General features: G+C 48.7%; 20 protein-coding genes. 9 read left to right on the plus strand and 11 right to left on the minus strand.

The window, feature by feature from the left end:
* The first annotated feature begins 176 nt into the window (after window positions 1–176).
* Window positions 177–440, plus strand: a complete 264-nt coding sequence (locus tag CHU32_RS08325; protein ID WP_103675332.1) for a SymE family type I addiction module toxin — start codon at window positions 177–179, stop codon at window positions 438–440.
* A gap of 45 nt (window positions 441–485) precedes the next feature.
* Here CHU32_RS08325 and CHU32_RS08330 read toward each other — a convergent pair whose 3' ends face one another.
* From CHU32_RS08330 to CHU32_RS08340, 3 genes are all read right to left on the minus strand, one after another.
* Window positions 486–1,028, minus strand: coding sequence for a hypothetical protein (locus tag CHU32_RS08330; RefSeq protein ID WP_103675333.1), 543 nt, complete (start codon window positions 1,026–1,028; stop codon window positions 486–488).
* Between the two features lie 410 nt (window positions 1,029–1,438).
* Entirely contained in the window at window positions 1,439–1,585 is a 147-nt protein-coding gene (locus tag CHU32_RS08335; protein WP_425444884.1) for an RHS repeat-associated core domain-containing protein, read from the minus strand.
* Between the two features lie 259 nt (window positions 1,586–1,844).
* Window positions 1,845–2,396 (minus strand): hypothetical protein, encoded by a 552-nt coding sequence (locus CHU32_RS08340; protein WP_103675334.1) that lies wholly within the window; start codon window positions 2,394–2,396, stop codon window positions 1,845–1,847.
* Window positions 2,397–2,974: 578 nt separating this feature from the next.
* Between CHU32_RS08340 and CHU32_RS08345 the strand changes: the two genes are divergently transcribed.
* The 4 genes from CHU32_RS08345 (at window position 2,975) to CHU32_RS08370 (ending at window position 6,413) form a co-directional block, all read left to right on the plus strand.
* Window positions 2,975–3,238, plus strand: a complete 264-nt coding sequence (locus CHU32_RS08345) for a SymE family type I addiction module toxin (protein ID WP_103675335.1) — start codon at window positions 2,975–2,977, stop codon at window positions 3,236–3,238.
* A 150-nt stretch (window positions 3,239–3,388) separates the two neighbouring features.
* A complete protein-coding gene (locus tag CHU32_RS28905) occupies window positions 3,389–3,661 on the plus strand; it encodes a type VI secretion system tube protein Hcp (RefSeq protein ID WP_369522144.1) in 273 nt (90 codons plus the stop codon).
* A gap of 1,586 nt (window positions 3,662–5,247) precedes the next feature.
* Window positions 5,248–5,583: a DUF2778 domain-containing protein gene (locus tag CHU32_RS08360; protein ID WP_103675338.1), complete on the plus strand. Its 336-nt coding sequence runs from the start codon at window positions 5,248–5,250 to the stop codon at window positions 5,581–5,583.
* A gap of 545 nt (window positions 5,584–6,128) precedes the next feature.
* Window positions 6,129–6,413, plus strand: a complete 285-nt coding sequence (locus CHU32_RS08370) for a DUF2625 family protein (protein WP_103675568.1) — start codon at window positions 6,129–6,131, stop codon at window positions 6,411–6,413.
* Between the two features lie 113 nt (window positions 6,414–6,526).
* Here the strand turns inward: CHU32_RS08370 and phoH are convergent, their stop codons facing one another.
* The 5 genes from phoH to putP form a co-directional block, all read right to left on the minus strand.
* Window positions 6,527–7,315, minus strand: a complete 789-nt coding sequence (gene phoH, locus CHU32_RS08375; protein ID WP_103675340.1) for a phosphate starvation-inducible protein PhoH — start codon at window positions 7,313–7,315, stop codon at window positions 6,527–6,529.
* Between the two features lie 500 nt (window positions 7,316–7,815).
* The gene (efeB, locus tag CHU32_RS08380; RefSeq protein ID WP_103675569.1) at window positions 7,816–9,099 is read right to left on the minus strand and encodes an iron uptake transporter deferrochelatase/peroxidase subunit; all 1,284 of its coding nucleotides are present in this window, start codon (window positions 9,097–9,099) and stop codon (window positions 7,816–7,818) included.
* Between the two features lie 4 nt (window positions 9,100–9,103).
* Window positions 9,104–10,231 carry an iron uptake system protein EfeO gene (gene efeO, locus CHU32_RS08385; RefSeq protein ID WP_103675341.1) on the minus strand — a complete coding sequence of 376 codons (1,128 nt, stop codon included), beginning with the start codon at window positions 10,229–10,231 and terminating at the stop codon, window positions 9,104–9,106.
* 49 nt (window positions 10,232–10,280) lie between these two features.
* A complete protein-coding gene (gene efeU, locus CHU32_RS08390; protein ID WP_103675342.1) occupies window positions 10,281–11,114 on the minus strand; it encodes an iron uptake transporter permease EfeU in 834 nt (277 codons plus the stop codon).
* 216 nt (window positions 11,115–11,330) lie between these two features.
* On the minus strand, window positions 11,331–12,836 hold the full coding sequence (gene putP, locus CHU32_RS08395; protein WP_103675343.1) for a sodium/proline symporter PutP: 1,506 nt from the start codon (window positions 12,834–12,836) through the stop codon (window positions 11,331–11,333).
* 389 nt (window positions 12,837–13,225) lie between these two features.
* On the opposite strand from putP, the gene putA reads away from it, so the two are divergent.
* Both putA and CHU32_RS08405 read left to right on the plus strand, forming a co-directional pair.
* Complete coding sequence (gene putA, locus CHU32_RS08400) at window positions 13,226–17,185, plus strand: trifunctional transcriptional regulator/proline dehydrogenase/L-glutamate gamma-semialdehyde dehydrogenase (protein WP_103750822.1); 3,960 nt, start codon at window positions 13,226–13,228, stop codon at window positions 17,183–17,185.
* 57 nt (window positions 17,186–17,242) lie between these two features.
* Window positions 17,243–17,638 carry a lysozyme inhibitor LprI family protein gene (locus tag CHU32_RS08405; RefSeq protein WP_103675345.1) on the plus strand — a complete coding sequence of 132 codons (396 nt, stop codon included), beginning with the start codon at window positions 17,243–17,245 and terminating at the stop codon, window positions 17,636–17,638.
* Window positions 17,639–17,813: 175 nt separating this feature from the next.
* Here the strand turns inward: CHU32_RS08405 and CHU32_RS08410 are convergent, their stop codons facing one another.
* Window positions 17,814–17,987 (minus strand): con-10 family general stress protein, encoded by a 174-nt coding sequence (locus tag CHU32_RS08410; protein WP_103675346.1) that lies wholly within the window; start codon window positions 17,985–17,987, stop codon window positions 17,814–17,816.
* A gap of 369 nt (window positions 17,988–18,356) precedes the next feature.
* On the opposite strand from CHU32_RS08410, the gene wrbA reads away from it, so the two are divergent.
* Together wrbA and CHU32_RS08420 are read left to right on the plus strand one after the other, a co-directional pair.
* Complete coding sequence (gene wrbA, locus CHU32_RS08415) at window positions 18,357–18,953, plus strand: NAD(P)H:quinone oxidoreductase (RefSeq protein WP_103675347.1); 597 nt, start codon at window positions 18,357–18,359, stop codon at window positions 18,951–18,953.
* Window positions 18,954–18,972: 19 nt separating this feature from the next.
* Window positions 18,973–19,200 carry a YccJ family protein gene (locus CHU32_RS08420; protein ID WP_103675348.1) on the plus strand — a complete coding sequence of 76 codons (228 nt, stop codon included), beginning with the start codon at window positions 18,973–18,975 and terminating at the stop codon, window positions 19,198–19,200.
* Window positions 19,201–19,238: 38 nt separating this feature from the next.
* Here CHU32_RS08420 and agp read toward each other — a convergent pair whose 3' ends face one another.
* The gene (agp, locus tag CHU32_RS08425; RefSeq protein ID WP_103675349.1) at window positions 19,239–20,480 is read right to left on the minus strand and encodes a bifunctional glucose-1-phosphatase/inositol phosphatase; all 1,242 of its coding nucleotides are present in this window, start codon (window positions 20,478–20,480) and stop codon (window positions 19,239–19,241) included.
* 271 nt (window positions 20,481–20,751) lie between these two features.
* Window positions 20,752–21,048, minus strand: coding sequence for a hypothetical protein (locus tag CHU32_RS08430; RefSeq protein ID WP_245880201.1), 297 nt, complete (start codon window positions 21,046–21,048; stop codon window positions 20,752–20,754).
* Window positions 21,049–21,094 lie beyond the last annotated feature (46 nt).

Raw genomic sequence — 21,094 nt, forward strand, 5'->3', positions numbered from 1 at the left:
ATATGAGCATCAAACTACCAGATCCGTTCGCACACTCCCTATACCACCACGTCATAGTTTATACGCTACCGCCATGCCCTGATAAATATATTTATCTGCACAAAGCTTATTTTACTTTTAAAACATGCTGTAAACCAGAAAAATGTAAGCGATAAAGTTGGTTTGAAGTTTATTACATGGATACCCGCCACACTAAACATAAGACCAAAGTTCCTGCCAGATATTCGCAAATCCTCAGCCTGTACCTTAAAGGCGACTGGTTGAAAGAGACGGGATTTGCTATCGGGACGGCGGTCACCGCGAAGATCTCGGGAGGGTGCATTGTACTGATGGCGGAGAGTGACGAGGTGCGGGAGCTACACGACCAGCTTTATCAGGTGAAGCGGGCAATCGAGGGAATTAAAAAAAGAATGACTAACGCGCGAGACAGTGGCGGGTAAATAAAATTAAGCCGGAAAATTTTGTTTTCTCTCTCCACTATCGTTTTATTCTTGATTCAATTTTAAAGGTGCTAATTTCTTCATATACTTTCTAGCATATGTTCTTTTCGATGTAAGATTTTTCTCCTCTGATATATTTTTTATTTGTTCAAAGTGAGATAAATCCTTCAGTTGAGTTAAAGCACCAATTACATGAATAGAAATTTCAGGATCATCAATTAAACGAGCCAACGATGATGCATAATCAATTGCACCATACTTTCCAATTAGCATAACTAAAGACTGGCGCCCTTTACCATATTCTTTTCTCAAGCATAAAGATAGCATTCCATCTAGCAACTCATTTTTACCTCTAAATTTCTTCATTTTTAATATAGGCTCAATATATTTAAAAACAGATTTCCATATTATCATTTCATATCCATACCAATCAGGCGCACCATCAACACCTCTCATCACCAATCCTGTTCTTGTTGATATTAAATCGTCGCAATACTCTTCAAATGATTTAAAAATAAAAGATAAATCATTATTGTTTTTCAAGTTAGATATAGAATAATTAATTTTTCCCGTAAATATATTCGTCATTTGTTTAAATCCGTACCGATAATATGTAATGAATTTTTAGGATAAAGATGCTTTTTAATAGAGGTTCGCTAATCTTCACTTCCTGAACAATAATAAAATCTACTCTACCAGCCCGCCACGACGGCCTACATAAGTGATATAATCTTACAATTGGCTGGATAAATGCATAAAATTTTGATTTTTAATTTCAGCAATATAACGCCCATCAGTAAACATATGTTCAGGAAGCCCATAGCTTTTTTACCACTATTACCTGAAATCTGCGTTGTATTTTTAGGTAACACAGTCAGCTCAAAAGAATTCCTTTCACCTGATTTACCTAAATCTCTGCAAGATTTTCCACCTTTTAGCCCAGGAAGCTCGATCTATCCCAGCGGATTCGGCGCATCCTGATAAAGGTTTATTCTGCCTCACAGCCCAATTGGATCGGTCAATAAGTACTGCCCCGTCTGCGGATCATAATAGCGATGCAGGTTATAGTGTAGACCACTTTCTTCATCAAACCACTGCCCCATAAACCGCAGGACGCAGCCGATCATGCTCTCATCGTTAACCACCCGGCCATATTGACACAGGCTTTGCCTTTGATGCGTCGGCCCAGGGTGTCATAGATATAGGCTCAGACTTCGCCCTGCGGGGTTTTGCCCTGGCGCAGGTGGTCGAATTCATCCCAGTAGCAGTGCCAGGTTTGTGGGCGGTAAGTACGCCCTGTTCGGTGATGTCGCTGCCCAGCAGCTGGCTGGATTTCTCCCAATGTTAATGATGCTGGCTGCCAACAAGACTTTTCAATTTTGCGTGTTTATTTGTTCGTTTTTTTTATAAAACAGACCACGTTTCTATAGTATATAGATATCCAATGTCATCACGTCTGGCTTCAAGTAACTCATCCAATTCTTTCATCTCTAGTATTAAATTAGGATTGACCCCCGACTTAATGATCTTTTTCTTTATCATTCGTAAAACGGCAATCCATTCACCTATGAAATAATCTTTTGTACATTCTAATGAGCTAACCCTATTTAAAACTGACTCAACGTTTCCACTAACGCTTTCCCATATGGTGTTACATTGAATATTTTCATTGTTCCAGGAGATTTTCCAATCGCTTCTGAATGTATTGGAAGGCCAAAAAACATTTAGCATTCCCTTTTGGGATGAGTTTATATTATTAATCATTTGAATTACATCATCAAAAATAATTGGAATATCATATTTATAACTCAAAGAAAAACGAACTCCGTTCCAACAAATCATTAAGTCCTCCGTTTCCATAGGAAATAAATCTTCAATAAATTTACTTATCCCAACTTCATTCTTTACGCTTATAGTATTAATTCTTGGGTTACTTAATTGAATATAGAAACTCATTATTTACTCCATTGGGTATGCGTGCACCGCCTTACTATTATGTATTACTCAGACTTTGTTACGGGTACAGTCTGTCCGTTTGGCAAATGAACAACTGATGAATGACCTTCCGGTAGACCAAAAATGCTATATTGCCTGTTGGTTAAGCGCTTGCTTCATCAACAGTAAATTGAACGTCATCCGTAATACCGAATTGACCTTCTGCTTTATTGTATTTTATCGCTCTGGCAGGCCCTTTTTCCAGTCGATGCCATATTTTTTACTTGCAAGTAAGCCTGCTTCAGCTTTAAGGGGACGTCCTGCCATCCCCACGGTTCTTTCCGGTTAACCGGATAATGCGCATTAGCGTGCGTATTCAGTCATCCCGCTAACCCAAAGGGATCAACTCACGCTAATAGTCACATATGAGCATCAAACTACCAGATCCGTTCGCACACTCCCTATACCACCACGTCATAGTTTATACGCTACCGCCATGCCCTGATAAATATATTTATCTGCACAAAGCTTATTTTACTTTTAAAACATGATGTAAACCAGAAAAATGTAAGCGATAAAGTTGGTTTGAAGTTTATTACATGGATACCCGCCACACTAAACATAAGACCAAAGTTCCTGCCAGATATTCGCAAATCCTCAGCCTGTACCTTAAAGGCGACTGGTTGAAAGAGACGGGATTTGCTATCGGGACGGCGGTCACCGCGAAGATCTCGGGAGGGTGCATTGTACTGATGGCGGAGAGTGACGAGGTGCGGGAGCTACGCGACCAGCTTTATCAGGTGAAGCGGGCAATCGAGGGAATTAAAACCGGAATGAATAACGCGTTGAAAAATGCCGGGTAAATAAAAACTGGCAGGCTGAACGGACGCTGAATCAGGAAACGCCTGCAGGATCTCTGCTGACGCAGTATCAGCCAATGCGGGTGCATGGATAGAATGCTGAGATGCAGGAGAAAGAGATCTATTAGCAACCTAACAGCGTAGAATGAAATACTGAACTGCGAATTCGATTTCTATTGTACAAACCGTGAGGGTGTAAATGAACACTATGAAAAAACCAGATTGACTAAAGCCACGATAAAAGATATCAGTTTATCCAGCGCGGACGCCATGAACAATCCGGGAGGCCAGCCGACCAAAAATATTAGTTTTACTTATAACTCGATGACGTGGGAGCACTGCCTTGCAGGGAGCATTGCATACATTTTATGGAATGCGCGGGTTTCTGATTTTATAAGAAGGATTATATGCAGGGGTTTACAGTAAACAACGGTAAAAAAGATGAAAATGGCGTGTTACATTTATCATGTACTTAAATATGGTGAGAAAAAAATGCTATTCAAAAAATAAATGACACAAGAAGCCATGGAAAGTGAGGGATCTTACCTTCACACTAATGCACTCCTCACGGTAAAATCACGTTGAACATGCAGCATTATATATTCATAAAAAAAATCATGGTTTATATTTCCGGTTTTATTTTCAGGATAGCTATCATGATTTTTTGTTTTTTTATTCTTCTTTTGCATATCTATTGTGCTGGATGCTATACTGGTTATAATCGTTGATATGGAAGGACTTGGTTGGGCTGCATATCACTATTTGCATGTCCGTTATGACTTGTACGACGGTCATATTGAATGTGGAACCAATTTTTTACTCACTGATCTTAGGTTTTTATGGGGGCTATTATTTTCTTCTCCGATGACCCTGTTGACATTCAGATTATTCAAATTATATATAAATGAGGATGAAAATTAGCCATAACTCATAATACAGGAATACTTAAAAACATAAGCAGAAAGCGAAAGATGAAATATTACAATTAACATAAGGCAACTATAGTGGTTATACGACATATAATGTTTATAAAGAAAATTGCTGCTCGTATTTTGAGCTTTATTTACAGGGCATTCATCTTAATTATTTGTTATCTTTTATTGTGTTACATGACAATTGTTGCCTTGATAATACTGGATATTTTTTTCGACACAGCAATGCAGAATATGGCATGGATGGCATACAATTATCTTCATTCCCATTATGGGTGGTATGAAGAAATTTATGGCTGGGGCGTCAATCCTGTACTTGGTGATTTTATGCTCTTCTGTGTAATAGTATTTCCCGTTCCAGTAATGTTTGTGGCATTTAGACTATTAAAATCCTGTAAATGTAATTGGTTTCGCCGACTGTGGGAGATTCTATAATATGTTATAAAACGGATCATTGGTTATGTATCAAATAAAACCGCTTTCGACCGGATGATCAGGGAAAAGGACGGGAACGCATCCTGGCAGATCACATTAGTAAACTGTGGTCAGGTCATCCATTTTCATTAAAAAGTAATTAGTTCTATGCTGGGCGGAAGAGATATTTGAATCATATAGTACTATTGCCTATTAAATTTCTTCATCGTAACTTTTTTAATACTCGTCAATATACAGATTAATATATCATGAAACAAATTAAAATATGGAGTTTATTTTTCAAAGAACATCTACTATTGAAAAACAAAAGAGAAAAAATACGAATAATAAAGGAGAGAGTAAATATCATAACTGGTCTCACTGGTGTTTCTGCCTTATATTTACTGGAAATCTGCATTGCTAAATGGTAAGTCACTGACGATCCGGAATGTAACAGATGAACACTATGTAAAAAAGCAGATTGACTAAAGCCACGATAAAAGGTATCTGTTTATCCAGCCCGTACACCCTGAATAATCCGGGAGGCCAGCCGACCGAAAATATTAGTTTTACTTATAACTCGGTGACATGGAAGCACTGTCTGGCAGGGACCAGTGCATACCGTTTATGGAATGCGTGGGTTTCTGATTTTGTAAGAAGGGTTATATGCAGGGATTTACAGTAAAAAACGGTAAAAAAGATGAAACTGGTGTGTTACATTTATCATGTAAGACACTAGGAAAGTTTCCTGATTTCCCTGTTCTGAAAAGCAATATGCTTTATAGCGATATTCCGGAATGTGCGTACAAAGGTAATGCTTTTCTTCCTTCAGGAAAATACGGGATAGTTGACAGGCCCAGTGGTGAGCTTAAGAGTCGGGCACTCAAGAATTTGCGTAAAAGCGTCGAACATGGTTTGAATACCCATTATCGTGATGAATGGTTTGGAGCATTTCACGATGAAACAAAAATAACGCACTTAGATATGATGAGAAAAAAATGACATTCAAAAAACGAATGACACAAGAAGCCATGGAAAGTCAGGGCTCTTGCCTTTACCCCAAAGCACTCTTCATGGTAAAATCACGTTGAAAATGCCACATTCTATGTTCATAAAAAAAATCATGGTTTATATTTCTGCTTGTATTTTCAGAATAGCTATCATGATTTTTGTTTTTTTATTCTTCCTTCTCATATCAGTCGTTATGGAAAGTATACTGGAAACAGCTTTTGATATAGAAAGTACTGGGTGGGCGGCATATTACTATGTGCATGTCCGTTATGGCTTGTACGACGGTCATATTGAATGTGGAGCCAATCCTTTACTTGATGACCTTATGTTTGCATGGGCACTATTATTTTCTTCTCTGATGACTATGTTAACCTATAAGTCATTCAGATTATATATAAATGAGGATGCAAATCAACCATAACTCATGCTGTAGATATGCAGCAGATCCCCTCAGTTGTTAAATATGACTTACTGACGAAATCGTAACGCGAGCGATTATAGTATGATTAGAAATGTAAAAGTAATACTTAAATAATATTAGCAGAAAGCGGAAGGCTCCGGACAGCCTCAAATGGGAAAGTCTTGAGGTCGGCTATTCTCACTTCCTACAGTGGGCATTAACCGGCGATCTGGACCTTTTTTATAACAATGTTCGCTGGGAGGGCTGGCAAACAGAGGTAAAAGCGCTTTCAGGCGAACTTGCCTGTCATTTTTATCCTTTTTTATGGACCAGCAGCGAAACCCCACGCTCAAGACGTATTGTGCCGGTAACAGAAATATGGGATCAACAGCAGGATGTTATACGTCAATTATTGGCGTAAGGGCATGCCCGTACTGGTCATTTTATCTTGTCTTTTCAGGAGCGGTTATTCTCCTTCTGCAATCTATTTAATAGCAAAGCCCGGTTTACCCGGGCTTTGTAGTGAGATAACTATCAGTAATAGGCTTGCAGCGTGCGCTGGCACAACACAGAACGCACGCAATCCTCGGTAGTGAATCGCACTACCCCCACCATTTCATCTTCTTCAAAACGCGCCAGCGCATCGCTCAGCCCTGATTTAACATGCGACGGCAGGTCACATTGGGTGATATCACCATTAACAATGACCGTCACGTTTTCCCCGAGGCGCGTTAAAAACATCTTCATTTGCGCTGCGGTCACGTTCTGAGCCTCGTCGAGAATGACAACCGCATTTTCAAATGTACGTCCGCGCATATAGGCGAACGGCGCGATTTCCACCTTGCCAATTTCTGGTCGCAGGCAGTATTGCATAAAGGAAGCTCCGAGCCGTTTCACCAGCACGTCATAAACCGGGCGGAAATAAGGAGCGAACTTCTCAGAGATATCTCCGGGCAAGAAGCCGAGATCTTCGTCAGCCTGCAGGACCGGACGGGTAACAATGATCCTCTCCACATCCTTATGAATCAGAGCCTCAGCCGCTTTTGCTGCGCTGATCCAGGTCTTACCACACCCTGCTTCACCGGTAGCAAATATCAGCTGTTTAGTCTCAATAGCGTTCAGATAGTGCGCCTGAGCTTCATTACGCGCTTCAATTGGTGAGTTGTCACGGCAATCCCGCGCCATACCAATTGATTCAACGCCGCTCATCTGGACAAGCGAGGTGACCGATTCTTCTTCACGTTGCTTATGACTACGCGAATCCCGTCTCAGCACACGTTTCGCTTCACGACGAGCTTTGATCACTGCTTTTTGTCTTCCCATGGATAGCACCTTGAGTTGTTAATTAACATCCACGCGCTAAAATCGGCGCGATTATGTACTCAAACATCTGAGGTTTGGCTTCCTTGTAAGCCATGACTGCGTTTTAACGGACAAAAGCGCACGGTTAAACGCACCGCGCGCCCTGTCGGTAAACTCGTTTGCTGCCCAGAATAGGGATAGAAAGATAAAGAAGATGGTGGTGACGAAGGCGCTGCCTCCGCAGTTGCAGGGATGGATTTTCGATATAACATGTCCAGTGCCGGACGCTACCATTCACAGCCTCCCATTGCAGCGACATCCTGTCATGGATAACCACTCATACATAAAGTAAATCAAATATTTTCAAAAATGCAACATTATATTTACTTTAACATAACAAAAACAGTTAACTTCGTGTTGGGTCAAGCCTCTTATATTTATATTACAGAAATATAACAATGCGCAGGAAAGAGGAAAAATTTATGATCTGCTGTGCAAATCTGCACCCCAGACCCACGGTACTACGCATTTATCAAAGACTGACCAAGGTAATTATCGCTACCCTGCGCACCGGGTAACACGAAAAAGAATCCCCCGCCAATCGGCTTGATGTACTCTTCCAGCGCTTCACCATTAAGACGCTGCTGTACCGTCAGAAAACCTTTTTTCAGATCGTGCTGATAGCACACAAAAAGCAGCCCCATATCAAGCTGCCCCGCGTTGGTTACACCGAGCGAGTAACTGTATCCCCTGCGCATCATGAGACTGGATTGTGTCTGTGGCGTACGCGGATTCGCCAGCCGGATGTGGCTGTCCAGAGCAATGATATCGCCATCGGGGTCCTGCGCGTAATCCGGGACATCATGCTCGTTGTGCATTCCAAGTGGCGCACCGGTCGCTTTATCGCGGCCGAAAATGGTCTGTTGCTCTTTTAGCGGGGTACGATCCCAGAATTCAACATGAAACTGAATAATACGCACTGCCTGATAGCTACCTCCGGTGGCCCAGGCCGGCTCGCCCTGCTCCGCTGTTACCCATACTACCTCGTCCATCAAGGCCGGGTTCTGGCTATCCGGGTTAGCAGTGCCGTCTTTAAATCCCAGCAGGTTAATTGGCGTCTCTTTGCCGTTACTGCGTGCCGCGTGATCGGAGATAAAACCCTCACGTTTCCAGCGTACGCTCAGTAAATCCGGAGCGTGCTTAATAATATCCCGTAGAGCGTGGATCACCGTATCCTGGGTGTTGGCACAGATTTGCAGGAGCACATCACCATGACACAGTGCAGCGTCCAGAGAATCATTAGGAAAGCGGGTCATTTTTTGCAGTTTTTTTGGCCTGTGTGCGGCCAGACCAAAACGGTCGTCAAACAGCGAATGGCCGAGAGACACGGTTATGGTCAGATTATCCGGAGCAATAAACTTACCCAGAATGCCGGAATCGGTTGGCGGCATCCGGGGATTTGGCGTCTGCGGTGCCGGGCCGCCGGTTGTCAAAAATGCAATGCGCCGGGTAAGGAGACGAAAGAGTCGCTCCAGCCCCGCTTTATCACTTGCCAGCACATCGAATGCTACCAGCATCATCGCGGCCTGCTGCGGCGTCAGAATACCGGCCTGATGCGGCCCATAAAAAGGCTGGGTCTCCATACGCGCATTGGGTGACAGGGTTCCCGGCGCGCTTTGCGGTTTTGCCGCATGCGCTACCGGGCAGCCACCACCGACCACCAGCGCGCCACCCAACGCGCCGATGTTCTTCAGTAAACGACGACGTGATGGTTGGTCAACGTTGTCGGGATCGTGATCAGACATCAGATTAGTCCAGCCCCAGAATGCCACGCAGTTGCGCCAGATCTTCCGCCAGCGTAGTAACAGGCCCTTTTAGTGCATTGCGGTCGGCATCGGTGAGTTTGTCGTAGGTTTCAAACCCGTCTTTAGTGCGGTATTTCGCCAGAATGTCATCGACCTTTTTGAAGTTCGCATCGACCTTCGCCAGCAGCGCGGCGTTATCTTTCTGCAACTGTGGACGCAGTAGATCAACAATTTTCTGTGCGCCATCAATGTTGGCCTGAAAATCCCAAAGATCGGTATGGCTGTAGCGGTCTTCTTCGCCGCTGATTTTGCTGGAGGCCACTTCTTCAATCAGGCCAGCCGCGCCACCCACTACTTTTGATGGCGGGAACGCCAGTTCGTTAATCCGTTTTTGCAGTTCCACCACATCGCGGTACAGTCCGTCGGCATACTGCGCCATGCCTTTGGTGCTGTTATCAGCGAACAGCGCTTTTTCCAGACGGTGGAAACCGGTGAATTTTGGATCGGCGGCTTTTTGTTCATAATCATCTTCGCGGGCATCAATCGCCCCATCAAGATCGGAGAACAGCTCGGCAATCGGTTCTATGCGTTCATAATGCTGGCGGGTCGGCGCGTACAGCGCTTTGGCTTTTTCGATATCTCCTGCTTTTACCGCATCGGTAAAGGCTTTGGTGCCTGTCACCAGTTCAACCGTTTGTGCAGTCACATACGCTTTATAAGCGGTAATGGCGTCACTTAATTCCAGTAATGCATTGCCTTTGGCCGCGTCTGGGGTAGCGGACCCCGTAACGGTGAGCTTACCTTTCGGGTTGGTAAGCAGACCACAGGTCATATCATATTCACCCGGCTCAAGATTGGCGGTCATCTTCTGGGTAAAGCCCGGTGCAATGTTTTCCCGTTCTTCAACCACCATCACGCCCTTGAGGATTTCCCATTCGAGCGCTTTCTGGCTGTGGTTCTGAATAATAAACTGTGTTTTTCCGGCTTTCACCGTCAGGTTCATCGGTTCGCACTGTTTATCGTTTACTGTGACCTTGATCTGAGGCACATCTGCCGCCTGAACGGCAAAGGCAGAGGTAAACAGCGCTGCGAGACTGAGTTGCAAAGCACTACGGCTAACGTTGAGGGTCATAGCACATCCTTTAAAAGTATGTTGTAACTAATATGGTTATTGTTTGTCATCAGGGTGCAGGCGTACGCGCTGCCACACCGGCACGCGATGGCCAGATAAACAGCAACAGCGCCGGGATCAGATAAATAAAATACACAGCGACTTCGCTGACGCTCGGCGCTTCCTGGTAGCCAAAGATCCCTTCAAGCAATGTGCCAGACAGCGAGTGCGTAGACAGGATGTTGCTTAGGTCAAATGCCACGTCCTGAAAATGATTCCACAGGCCGGCTTCATGGAAAGCACGGATTGCGCCAGCCGCCAGCCCGGCTGCCACCAGTAAAATAAACAGGCTGGTCCACGTAAAGAATGCGCCAAGGTTAAGGCGGATACCGCCCCAGTAAAGCAGAAAGCCGAGCACCACGGCGGTCGTTAGCCCCAGCACTGCCCCCAGCGGTGGCCAGATGCCGAGATCCTGCTGGAAGGCCGCCAGCAGGAAAAATACCGATTCCAGGCCTTCCCGCGCTACAGCAAAGAACACCATCAGGATGAGCGCCCAGCCATGCTTATTCCCGCCCTGTAATGCCTTATCGACCGCCTGCTCCAGCTGTTGTTTAACATTGCGCGACACTTTACGCATCCAGAACACCATCCAGGTCAGAATGACTACGGCCACCACGGCCACCAGCCCTTCAAAGAGCTCCTGCTCTTTTTGCGGAAATTCGCCGGTTGTTTCATTGATGAAAATGCCCAGTCCCAGGCACAGGGCTGCGGCCAGCACCACGCCTACCCACATCACGCCAATCCAGCGCCCCCGCTGCGTCCTTTTCAGGTAGCTGGCTATCAGGCTGACAATGAGTGCCGCCTCCAGACCTTCACGTAACATGATGAGAAATGGAACAAACATCATTGCATCCTTATCTCAAGTAAGGTCAATACTTGAAAAGAAAAGTAAATATGATTGATAGTGATTATCATTACGGAAAAAAGAAAAACAAGTGAAATTGTGTGTTAAGGCAGGAATAATCGCTGTGCCAGCGAATAATTACGGTCGGTATCATTGATAAACCGACATAAAAAAGGTGGGAATATTTCCCACCTTATGCGCTTATTGATAAGAAAATTACGGCGTTACATGCTCGGGCGTCTTGTTATTATAATGGGCGTCAGCCTCAGCAAAGCGCTGCTGCATCGCCGCTGACGGCGCTTTCCCGATAAGGCTAAAGATCACAATGCCCAGGCTGCCAAAAATGAAACCAGGGATAATTTCATACAGCCCGAACCAGGCAAATTGCTTCCAGACAATAACCGTTACCGCCCCGATAATCATCCCGGCCAGCGCCCCGTTGCGGGTCATACGCGACCACAATACGGAGAACAGAATAACCGGTCCGAATGCCGCACCAAACCCTGCCCACGCGTAGCTGACCAGCCCCAGCACGCGGTTTTCCGGATTTGCCGCCAGCGCAACGGCGATCAGCGCCACGACCAGCACCATCATTCGTCCTACCCATACCAGTTCTTTCTGGCTTGCCCCTTTGCGTAAAAACGCTTTATAGAGATCTTCAGTAATGGCACTGGAACACACCAGTAATTGGCAGCTCAGGGTAGACATTACCGCCGCAAGAATTGCAGACAACAGCACACCGGCAATCCACGGATTAAACAGGATCTGCGCCAGCTCAATGAATACACGTTCAGCATTTTGATTCACTGCACCTGCTTGCGACGGATTGTTACTGAAATAAGCAATACCGTAGAAACCCACCGCAACGGCACCGGCCAGACACAGGATCATCCAGGTCATACTAATACGCCGCGCATGGACGATGGTGTGGTGAGAATCTGCCGCCATAAAACGCGCAAGAATGTGTGGTTGACCAAAATAGCCAAGCCCCCAGCCCATGAGTGAGATAATCGCCACCACATTCAGCCCCTTGAGCATATCGAGGTTATCAACGCTTTTCTGTCGGATAACCTCAAGCGAATCTGCAAAGCCACCAACGGAAATCACCACGATGACGGGGGTGAGGATGAGGGCGAAAATCATCAGGCTGGCCTGTACAGTATCGGTCCAGCTGACCGCCAGAAAACCGCCGATAAAGGTATAAAGAATGGTGGCCGCCGCACCCGCCCACAGTGCGGTTTCATAGCTCATACCGAAGGTACTTTCAAACAGACGCGCCCCGGCGACGATACCCGACGCACAGTAGATGGTGAAGAAAAGCAGGATCACCAGCGCCGAAATAATCCGCAGCAGGCGGCTGCCATCTTCAAAACGGCCAGTAAAATAATCCGGTAGCGTCAGCGCATTATTGTTCGCCTCGGTATGGACGCGCAGGCGGCCGGCGACCAGCTTCCAGTTGATCCATGCGCCAAGCGTTAGCCCAATCGCAATCCAGCTCTCTGAAATCCCTGAAATGAAAATGGCTCCCGGCAGCCCCATCAGCAGCCAACCGCTCATGTCCGATGCACCCGCTGACAATGCGGTTACCAGCGGTCCCATTCGGCGACCACCGAGAATATAATCACCAAAGTTTTTCGTTGACCGCCAGGCAAAAAAGCCGATTAAGATCATGCCAAATATATATACAAAGAATGTCACCAGCATCGGGGTGCTTATAGCCATTAACCATCTCCAGAGTCTTTATCTGTTATTGCGCCACCGGAACGGGGTGGCAATATGCTGTTATCGTCAGGCGACGTATCCTGCCGCAACCTTTTACTATTCACAAATGGTTTAACACAGCATTCACATCATTTTTGTTCTGGCACAAATATGATTTTCATTTAGGTTGCACTCGCTCACGTTTTTCCAGGTTGCACCCGTTAAAAATGTTAACCAGCGCATGTAATAGCCTTCTTAGTTAATCCTTCCCCAAGCAAATGAGATAACTTTTAATTAACATTTTCGGTAATTTCAGACCTGTTATCCTGGTCACATTTAACATGGTTGCACAAAGTTGCAACATGTCGGATAGTCATTCGCCATAACGAACAGCACAACAGGAGTAAGGCATGGGGACGACCACGATGGGAGTCAAACTTGATGACGCCACGCGCGAGCGGATCAAGGCGGCGGCAAACCGCATTGACCGCACGCCGCACTGGCTTATCAAGCAGGCGATATTTAATTATCTTGAGAGACTGGAAAATAACGAGCCTGTAGCCGAGCTACCTGCCCTGCTGGATGCGGCGACGGAGCAGGATGAGACCGCCACACCGGTGGAGGAAATCCACCAGCCGTTTCTTGACTTTGCTGAACAGATCCTGCCGCAATCGGTAAATCGCGCGGCGATCACCGCTGCGTATCGCCGCCCCGAGACAGAAGCGATCCCGATGCTGCTGGAACAGGCGCGCCTGCCGCACGCCGTCGATGAGCAATCCCATAAACTGGCCTATCAACTGGCGCAATCGCTACGTCAGCAAAAAAATGCCAGCGGTCGTGCCGGTATGGTACAGAGCCTGTTACAGGAATTTTCTCTCTCCTCGCAGGAGGGTGTAGCGCTGATGTGTCTTGCCGAAGCGCTACTGCGTATTCCGGATAAGGCCACGCGTGACGCCCTGATCCGCGATAAAATAAGCAATGGTAACTGGCAATCGCATATTGGTCGCAGTCCGTCGCTGTTTGTTAACGCTGCCACCTGGGGTCTGCTGTTTACCGGACGGCTGGTCTCCACGCATAATGAATCTAATCTTTCGCATTCCCTTAACCGTATCATCGGTAAAAGCGGCGAACCGCTCATTCGCAAAGGCGTGGATATGGCAATGCGGTTGATGGGCGAACAGTTTGTGACCGGCGAAACTATTTCTGCTGCGCTGGCAAACGCGCGCAAGCTGGAAGACCAGGGCTTTCGCTACTCTTACGATATGCTTGGCGAGGCGGCCCTCACTGCCGCTGATGCACAGGCATACATGGTCTCTTACCAGCAGGCAATTCATGCTATCGGTAAAGCCTCCAACGGACGCGGTATTTATGAAGGGCCGGGGATTTCTATCAAGCTTTCGGCGCTACATCCCCGTTACAGCCGCGCGCAATACGATCGCGTTGTGGAAGAGCTATATCCGCGCCTGAAATCGCTAACGCTGCTGGCGCGGCAGTATGACATCGGCATCAACATTGACGCTGAAGAAGCCGATCGGCTGGAAATATCTCTCGACCTGCTGGAAAAACTTTGTTTCGAGCCGGAACTGGAAGGCTGGAACGGGATCGGCTTTGTCATTCAGGCATATATGAAACGCTGCCCGTTCGTGATCGATTACCTGATCGATCTGGCGACCCGCAGTCGCCGGCGGCTGATGATCCGCCTGGTGAAAGGCGCGTACTGGGACAGCGAAATCAAACGTGCGCAAATGGAAGGGCTGGAAGGTTATCCGGTCTATACGCGCAAGGTGTATACGGACGTTTCCTACCTTGCCTGCGCCAAAAAACTGCTGGCGGTGCCAAACCTGATTTATCCGCAGTTTGCCACCCATAACGCGCATACTCTGGCAGCAATTTACCATCTTGCCGGGCAGAATTATTATCCGGGGCAGTATGAGTTTCAGTGCCTGCACGGCATGGGCGAACCATTATATGAACAAGTAGTGGGAAAAATCGCCGATGGCAAACTAAACCGTCCCTGCCGTATCTATGCTCCGGTCGGCACGCATGAAACGCTGCTGGCCTACCTGGTTCGCCGGCTACTGGAAAATGGGGCTAATACCTCTTTCGTTAACCGGATCGCCGATACCACTCTGCCGCTTGACGAACTGGTGGCGAACCCGGTGACGGCGGTTGAACAACTGGGCGTTAAAGAAGGTGACATCGGCCTGCCGCACCCCAAAATTCCGCTGCCTCGCGACCTGTATGGCACGGGACGTCTTAACTCTGCCGGACTGGATTTATCAAACGAGCACCGCCTGGCGTCGCTCTCCTCTGCCTTGCTGAATAGCGCAGCGCAAAAATGGCTGGCGCTGCCGGTGCTTGAAGATGCCGTGGAAGAAGGCGAAATGACACCGCTGGTCAATCCTGCTGAGCCCGGGGACATCGTTGGCTTTGTGCGGGACGCCAGCGAGGCGGAGGTTGATCGGGCGCTGGCCCGCGCGGTCAGCCAGGGGCCAATCTGGTTCGCCACGCCGCCGCAGGAGCGGGCGGCCAGCCTGCAACGGGCGGCCATCTTGATGGAAGACCGGATGCAAACGCTTATCGGCATTCTGGTGCGCGAAGCGGGGAAAACCTTCAGCAATGCGATTGCCGAAGTACGCGAAGCGGTCGATTTTCTGCACTACTATGCCGGGCAGGTGCGGGACGATTTTGATAACGAAACTCACCGCCCACTTGGCCCCGTGGTCTGCATCAGCCCGTGGAACTTCCCGCTGGCGATCTTTACCGGGCAAATCGCCGCCGCGCTGGCCGCGGGTAACAGCGTGCTGGCAAAACCGGCGGAACAAACACCGCTGATTGCCGCTCAGGGAGTGGCTATCTTGCTGGAAGCCGGGGTTCCGCCGGGTGTCGTGCAATTACTCCCGGGACGTGGGGAGATCGTTGGGGCACGACTGACCGCTGACGACCGGGTACGAGGAGTGATGTTTACCGGCTCTACCGACGTCGCCAGCCTGCTACAGCGAAGCGTTGCTACTCGTCTGGATGCGCAGGGTCGTCCGACGCCACTCATCGCTGAGACAGGTGGCTTAAATGCAATGATCGTTGACTCTTCAGCGCTTACCGAACAGGTCGTTGCCGATGTGCTGGCGTCCGCATTCGACAGTGCGGGACAGCGTTGCTCGGCGCTGCGGGTGCTGTGCATTCAGGAGGATGCTGCCGATCACACATTAACCATGCTGCGTGGCGCAATGGCGGAATGTCGAATGGGCAACCCCGGGCGGCTTAGTACGGATATCGGCCCGGTCATTGATGCCGAGGCCAAAGCCAATATTGAACGCCACATCCAGCAAATGCGGGCCAAAGGCCGTCCCGTCTTTCAGGCTGCCCGCGATGCGGGAGACGACAGGCGCGAATGGCGGAGCGGCACGTTTATCCCACCAACGCTTATCGAGCTGGAGAGCGTGGAGGAGATCAAAAAAGAGATTTTTGGTCCGGTGCTACATGTTGTGCGCTACTCCCGCCGTGAACTGCCACAGTTGCTTGAGCAGATCAATGCCGCAGGCTACGGCCTGACGCTGGGTGTGCATACGCGCATTGATGAGACCATCGCCCAGGTGACCGGGAAAGCGAAGGTGGGCAATCTGTATGTTAACCGCAATATGGTAGGCGCGGTGGTTGGCGTACAGCCGTTTGGCGGTGAAGGCTTATCCGGTACTGGCCCGAAAGCCGGTGGCCCGCTCTATTTGTATCGCCTGCTCAGCAGCCGTCCGCAGAATGCTCCAGCCATCACCCTTGCCCGGCAGGACGGCGAGCGAACCGTTGATTCGCAATTGAAGACATTACTTACGCAGCCGCTGGCAGCCCTGACCGCATGGGCAGCCGACCGACCCGCGTTTCAGAGTCTGTGCCAGCGTTTCGGCGAGCAGGCCCAAAGTGGCACGCAACGGCTGCTGCCAGGGCCGACCGGTGAGCGCAATACCTGGACCTTAATGCCGCGCGAGACGGTCCTGTGCCTGACCGATAATGAACAGGACGCGCTGACCCAGCTCGCCGCGGTACTGGCCGTTGGTGGACGTCTTCTATGGCCGGAAGGTGAATTACATCGCGCCCTCTTCCGACAACTTCCGCCGGAGGTACAGGCAAGGATCGGCTTCATTGCGGCACAGAATCTGGCTGCGGCAACCTGTGACGCGGTAATCTTCCACGGAGATTCTGATAAATTGCGCGAGTTATGCGGCACCGTTGCAGAGCGTAATGGTGCTATTATTCCGCTGCTGGGATTTGCACGCGGCGAGAGTGATATTCCGCTGGAGCGTCTGTACCTTGAACGTTCCCTCAGTATTAACACCGCTGCCGCAGGTGGTAATGCCAGCCTGATGACAATTGGGTAAGGTGTGATTACTCTGTTCAGGCTCCTGCTTCAGGAGCCTTAATCATAGAGGTATAACATGAAGCGAATGACCCTGCTGATAGCTAGCCTGTTGGTCAGTATTCCGGCGTTTGCCGATAACTGCGATAACGCCTCAACGCAGCTGGAAATGAACCAGTGCAGCGCGCAGCAGTATCAGGCGGCCGACAATAAGCTAAATGAAACCTGGAAAAACGTACTGAGTCGCGCACAAGCTCCACAGCAGGCGCTACTTAAAAAAGCGCAGCAGACATGGATAGCCTTACGTGACGCTGACTGCGAGGTGATCGCCTCCGGTACCGAGGGTGGCAGCGTGCAACCGCTGATCCGCAATCAATGCCTGAGTGAAAAAACCGAAGAGCGAAACGCATGGCTGGGTTCAATGCTGCAATGTGAGGAAGGAGATTTGAGCTGTCCCTTGCCCCCAGCCCAATGACGCTACACTGATAACGAAAAACCGCCGGGTGTTAACCCGGCGGCTGGGGGGTGACTTACAGGTACTTCTTTCAGCTACTACTTACTACAGACTACGTTACTATCTGATTCAACTACTTATTCCAGCTTACTTCGACTAAAGTCACTTACTTCAACTTCATAAAACAGTCATCGGGCTAACTACGACCGCCGCTATGACCGCTTTTCCCCCCTTTTTTGCCAGCTTCGGAAGCGCGCTGGGGATCGTTCTTAAAATTCCCGCCGCTCTGCTGACCACCTTTACGGCCTGCTTCTGATGCTCTTTCCCGGTTCTCTGCAAAATTACCAGAGCCACCACGATGGTTTGCCATTACTGACCTCCATTATTGATTAGACATCATACTGCATTCAGTAAAAGAGTTTTCTTTCACTCCGCGGCAAACTGCGTAAATCATTAACTGCGCCGCGTGAGATTAAGCATAGTGTATTGGGCTGTGACGGCCAGTCACTATTCATATTCTGCAACAGAATCAAGGCAAAAAACGGCCTCAACTGCAACGAGAAAACATAAGCTTTTATTATGTTTTGAAAAATTCAGGCGCTAAAAATGTGTCATTTTTTTTCCTCTCCGCTGGCTGGCATTTATCCCTGCGCCAGCCGGCAAATTTGCACTTTTAGCATCACGACATAGAGTTAAAGGAGTCAAATAAACAAAAAGGCTATAACGAGGAGCGAGAGAAATGGCAAAAATTTTAGTGCTCTATTATTCCATGTATGGACACATCGAAACGATGGCCAACGCCATTGTTGACGGCGTGAAGAAAGTACCTAACACAGAAGTTGTACTTAAACGCGTTCCTGAAACCATGCCCGCGGAGCTCTTTGAGAAATCTGGCGGTAAGCAGCAGACCGCGCCAGTTGCCTCCCCACAAGAGCTGGCAGAGTATGATGCGATTATTTTCGGCACGCCGACCCGCTTTGGCAATATGGCCGGACAAATGCGCACTTTCCTCGACCAGACCGGCGGTTTATGGGCTAACGGTAGCCTGCGAGGCAAAGTTGCCAGCGTGTTCAGCTCCACCGGCACCGGCGGTGGCCAGGAACAAACCATCACCTCAACCTGGACCACCCTTGCCCACCACGGAATGATCATTGTTCCCATTGGCTACGGTGCGCCAGAGCTATTTGATATCTCGCAGGTACGCGGCGGTACGCCTTACGGCGCGACCACTATCGCAGGAGGCGACGGTTCTCGCCAGCCCAGCGAGGAAGAGCTGGCTATTGCTCGCTATCAGGGCGAGTACGTTGCAGGACTGGTAGTAAAACTTAACGGTTAATCTTTACAGGAGAATATCTATGCCTACTCAAGAAGCTAAAGCTCATCGCGTCGGTGAATGGGCCAGTTTACGCAATACGTCACCGGAGATTGCGGAAGCCATCTTTGAACTGGCTGACTACGATGAAACGCTGGTCGAGAAAATCTGGGAGGAAGGCAATGATGAAGTGTTAATTCGCGCCTTTAAGAAAACCGACAAAGACTCGCTGTTCTGGGGCGAACAGACAATTGAGCGGAAAAACGTGTAATACACAGGCTCCCCTGCATCCACAGGGGAGCAAAAGCGTTATTTCACCGCCTCGTTCATCACTTCGCTAAATTTATCCATTGGGCAGAAGCCGTCTGCATCAACCGGGCAACCGTTCAACGCCAGGGTGACGCGCTGCGGCGGTGCTTCCAGGGTTAATTTATCGGCATTTCTGATCTGTTTGGTACTCTGGTAAACGTACTCAATTTTCATCAGATCGCGATTCCCCTTCTCATCGTGCCAGCGCTGGAATACCAGCTTGCCGCCGATGGGGGTACGTTCGTTTTGATCGTGAAGTTCGTAAGGTTTGAAATCCAGCGCGGTTAACAGTGAACCAATATTGGAGTCGTGCCCTACCAGCAGTGTGATTTTAGGTGTTTTATCGGCGTCTTTGACCAGAGCCTTATCAATGTATTTTACCAACGGTGCCGCGACGTTACGCGCCACTTCCGGGGAGGTAAACAGGCTGTCCTGATAACCATTTTTCAGGCGGGAGAGCACGCGCCACTGCTCATCAGTTTTGATCTCACCCCATGCCACCTGATCCATCGGGAAACCTTCATAATATTGCAGCGTAAACGCATCCACCAGCGAGTTGCCGACCTTCAGCGGGCCGGAGACGCCAGGCTCCTCCTGATATTTCGCGCTGAAGCTGTCTTTTGGCCCGGTTAACGAACAGGTCTGCTTCTCTTTACACGACGGAGAATCTTTGTAGTCGACGATCTTCTCCAGTAGCTGGTAGCTTTCCGCCAGCTTCATCTGCTGGCGCTCTTTGTCCATGGCGGTGGTAGCGGTTTTACTGAAGGTTTCTGAGTTGTCAGTGATCACCGGGTTAAAGGTCGGGTCCATGGTGCCCATTTTTTCCTGATGATGCACGGGGACATCACAGCCGGGAAACGCGCCGGTAATAAAGAACTGCGCGGTGGCTACGGTGCGTTGCAGGCTGTTGGCGTAGGCATACACCGCATCAGAAGCCGGGCATTCGCCCGATGTCACCATCCCCTGCTGTGCCAGCCATTCGCGCATATAGTGGCCCATATAAACTTCAAGCACGCCGCCCTTGGTTGTTAACTGGCCGCCCGGCACGTCCCACTCCGGCCATTTTTGCGGCGTCGACTGCTCCAGTACGCTGCCGTTGTTGGCGAGCGGGGCGCGAAGGTTGTGGCGGCTCATGATCAGCACCTGCTGGAGCTTGAACCCGTCCGGCGTGGTTTGCGCCTGCACGCCGCAGGTCATGACCAGCGAGCCCATAATGGTCGCTGCAAGTAGTGTTTTTTTCATTTCTTGCCCCTCAGAGGTTAATCGTTCGTTAATTGTGACAGATTTATGACACACCTCGCGCTCCCGTGGCGCTCGGGTTATTGATTCTGTGACGCTGCGCGTATTCAGGGCAAAAAAAAGGCCGCCGTAGCGACCTGTTGCGATTACTTCTTCTCAGGGGTTGGTTTTTTATCACCGGATTCCGGGGCTTCGCGCGGATCGTCTTTTTCAATCGTTAGCATTATCATCTCCTGTGAATACATCGGGAAACACTAAGTATAGACGATAAGGCTTAGTTGCATTTACCGGTCGGCGCTTTGACCGGCCCACAGCTTGAAGGGTCCAGTATCACGTACCCTTTATTTTCCATACAGGTTTCAAGCTTATCTATCCGGCGGTCGTGCTGCTCCATCGTTTCACCATTGAGCAGTACGTTCCTCCTCCAGAATTCACTGTCGGGGTTAACATTGCGATCCACACCGCAGGCATAAAGATCGGCTTTACGTTGTGTCCTGTCAGTGTGTCCCATTTGTCCCTGCTTTTGAAAGGTCTGAAAGTAGGGAGGATAGTGATAATTAGATGAATCCATATCTGCCACCACGCATCCCCCAAGGATGAGTGCGTAAAACGGGATT

Origin of the sequence: Superficieibacter electus (assembly GCF_002915575.1) — a bacterium.
Taxonomy (GTDB): domain Bacteria; phylum Pseudomonadota; class Gammaproteobacteria; order Enterobacterales; family Enterobacteriaceae; genus Superficieibacter; species Superficieibacter electus.

Coding starts and splice junctions, on each gene's coding strand:
- CHU32_RS08325 (WP_103675332.1), top strand. CDS start 177: ATGGATACCCGCCACACTAAACATAAGACCAAAGTTCCTGCCAGATAT.
- CHU32_RS08330 (WP_103675333.1), bottom strand. CDS start 1,028: ATGACGAATATATTTACGGGAAAAATTAATTATTCTATATCTAACTTG.
- CHU32_RS08340 (WP_103675334.1), bottom strand. CDS start 2,396: ATGAGTTTCTATATTCAATTAAGTAACCCAAGAATTAATACTATAAGC.
- CHU32_RS08345 (WP_103675335.1), top strand. CDS start 2,975: ATGGATACCCGCCACACTAAACATAAGACCAAAGTTCCTGCCAGATAT.
- CHU32_RS08360 (WP_103675338.1), top strand. CDS start 5,248: ATGCAGGGATTTACAGTAAAAAACGGTAAAAAAGATGAAACTGGTGTG.
- phoH (WP_103675340.1), bottom strand. CDS start 7,315: ATGGGAAGACAAAAAGCAGTGATCAAAGCTCGTCGTGAAGCGAAACGT.
- efeB (WP_103675569.1), bottom strand. CDS start 9,099: ATGTCTGATCACGATCCCGACAACGTTGACCAACCATCACGTCGTCGT.
- efeO (WP_103675341.1), bottom strand. CDS start 10,231: ATGACCCTCAACGTTAGCCGTAGTGCTTTGCAACTCAGTCTCGCAGCG.
- efeU (WP_103675342.1), bottom strand. CDS start 11,114: ATGTTTGTTCCATTTCTCATCATGTTACGTGAAGGTCTGGAGGCGGCA.
- putP (WP_103675343.1), bottom strand. CDS start 12,836: ATGGCTATAAGCACCCCGATGCTGGTGACATTCTTTGTATATATATTT.
- putA (WP_103750822.1), top strand. CDS start 13,226: ATGGGGACGACCACGATGGGAGTCAAACTTGATGACGCCACGCGCGAG.
- CHU32_RS08405 (WP_103675345.1), top strand. CDS start 17,243: ATGAAGCGAATGACCCTGCTGATAGCTAGCCTGTTGGTCAGTATTCCG.
- CHU32_RS08410 (WP_103675346.1), bottom strand. CDS start 17,987: ATGGCAAACCATCGTGGTGGCTCTGGTAATTTTGCAGAGAACCGGGAA.
- wrbA (WP_103675347.1), top strand. CDS start 18,357: ATGGCAAAAATTTTAGTGCTCTATTATTCCATGTATGGACACATCGAA.
- CHU32_RS08420 (WP_103675348.1), top strand. CDS start 18,973: ATGCCTACTCAAGAAGCTAAAGCTCATCGCGTCGGTGAATGGGCCAGT.
- agp (WP_103675349.1), bottom strand. CDS start 20,480: ATGAAAAAAACACTACTTGCAGCGACCATTATGGGCTCGCTGGTCATG.
- CHU32_RS08430 (WP_245880201.1), bottom strand. CDS start 21,048: ATGGATTCATCTAATTATCACTATCCTCCCTACTTTCAGACCTTTCAA.